This is a genomic window from Pseudoxanthomonas sp. LjRoot204_2 (assembly GCF_056175765.1).
Genome location: NZ_JBGFFG010000613.1, coordinates 1 through 1,537, shown reverse-complemented (window position 1 = coordinate 1,537; position 1,537 = coordinate 1). Strand labels below are relative to the sequence as shown.

At 68.5% G+C, this 1,537-nt stretch carries 3 protein-coding genes; 1 reads left to right on the top strand and 2 read right to left on the bottom strand.

Annotated features, from left to right (window positions below; all coding sequences use genetic code 11):
• Both AC04L7_RS18415 and thiE read right to left on the bottom strand, forming a co-directional pair.
• Positions 1-494: aminotransferase class III-fold pyridoxal phosphate-dependent enzyme (locus AC04L7_RS18415; RefSeq protein WP_475513660.1), on the bottom strand; the 494-nt coding region annotated here is incomplete at its 3' end.
• A 101-nt stretch (positions 495-595) separates the two neighbouring features.
• The gene (gene thiE / locus AC04L7_RS18410; protein ID WP_436000308.1) at positions 596-1,234 is read right to left on the bottom strand and encodes a thiamine phosphate synthase; all 639 of its coding nucleotides are present in this window, start codon (positions 1,232-1,234) and stop codon (positions 596-598) included.
• A 35-nt stretch (positions 1,235-1,269) separates the two neighbouring features.
• Between thiE and AC04L7_RS18405 the strand changes: the two genes are divergently transcribed.
• Complete coding sequence (locus AC04L7_RS18405; RefSeq protein WP_436000306.1) at positions 1,270-1,491, top strand: rubredoxin; 222 nt, start codon at positions 1,270-1,272, stop codon at positions 1,489-1,491.
• The last annotated feature ends 46 nt before the right edge of the window (positions 1,492-1,537 follow it).

Below are 1,537 nucleotides of genomic sequence, written 5' to 3'. Positions count from 1 at the left end.
GGCACGCCCAGCGTCAGCATGCCGCTGCCGGCCTTCACCAGGAACGAATCGCCGTGGCCGTGGTAGCAGCCTTCGAACTTGACGATGCGGTTGCGCCCGGTCGCGCCGCGCGCCAGGCGGATCGCCGACAGCGTGGCTTCGGTGCCGGAGTTGACCATGCGCACCATCTCGCACGATGGCACCAGGCGCGTGATCGTTTCGGCCATCGTCACTTCCGCCGGACAGGGTGCGCCGTACGACAGGCCAGCCTGGATCGCTGCCTGCACCGCCTCGCGTACCGTCGGATGGTTGTGGCCGACGATCATCGGGCCCCACGAGCCGACGTAGTCGATGTAGCGGTTGCCATCGACGTCGTGCAGGTACGCGCCATCGGCGCGCTGCACGAAGAACGGTTCGCCCCCGACCGACTTGAASGCGCGCACCGGCGAATTGACGCCGCCGGGCAGCAACTGCTGGGCGCGGGCGAAGAGGGCGTGGGACTGGTCGTGATTCATGGGATTCCAGGGAGTAGAGGGGCGTCTTGTGGGAGCGACGTAGGTCGCGATGGAAGAGTCGTGATGCCTCATCGCGACTTACGTCGCTCCCACGGGGAGCATCAGGCTCGGTCAAATCCTGCTCGGTAGGCCTGCGCCGCGGCCACCGGATCGGCGGCCTCGAACACGCCGCCGATCACGGCGACCAGGTCGGCGCCGGCCGCCACCAGCGGGCCCATATTGTCCGGGGTAATGCCGCCTATCGCCACCCGCGGGACACCCAGCGAGGCGGCATCGGCCAGCAATGCCGGTGTGGCGCGGCGCGTGGTGACCTTGCTGGTGGTCGGGAAGAAGGCCCCGAACGCCACGTAATTGGCGCCTGCCGCCACCGCGCGTTCGGCGAGGGCGTGCTCGTCGTAGCAGGAGGCGCCGACAATGGCGTGCGGGCCCAGGCGATGGCGGGCGGCCGCGATGTCACCRTCGTCTTCACCGAGATGGACGCCGGCGGCGCCGACGGCCTCCGCCAGGGCGATGTCATCGTTGATGATCAGCGGCACGCCGGCCTGCAGGCACAGGGCCTGCATGGATTTCGCCTGCGAGAGACGCAGACCGGCGTCGGCCGTCTTCTGGCGATACTGCAGCCAGGTCGCATGCGGAAGCACGGCGCCCACGCGCGCCAGCAGGCGGGCGGTGTCCGCGTCTTCCGGCGTGATCAGGTACAGCCCGCGTGCGTGGCGGACGGACGGTGTCTGGGATGTCATCGGCGAACTTCCGGTGCGCGGGCGGCGATGGGACAATGGCCGCTCCTCCAAGCCGGCATTATCCCGTGACCGACGCCACCGCCACCATCTACCGCACCTGGATGTGCGTGGTCTGCGGCTTCATCTACGACGAGGCTGATGGTCTGCCCGAAGAGGGCATCGCCCCCGGCACGCGCTGGGAAGACATCCCGGACGACTGGACCTGCCCGGACTGCGGCGTGGGCAAGGAGGATTTCGAGATGGTGGAGCGGGACTGAGGAGTCCTTGTGGGAGCGACGTAAGTCGCGATGATGGGGCGATGAT

Coding starts and splice junctions, on each gene's coding strand:
- AC04L7_RS18405 (WP_436000306.1), top strand. CDS start 1,270: ATGGCCGCTCCTCCAAGCCGGCATTATCCCGTGACCGACGCCACCGCC.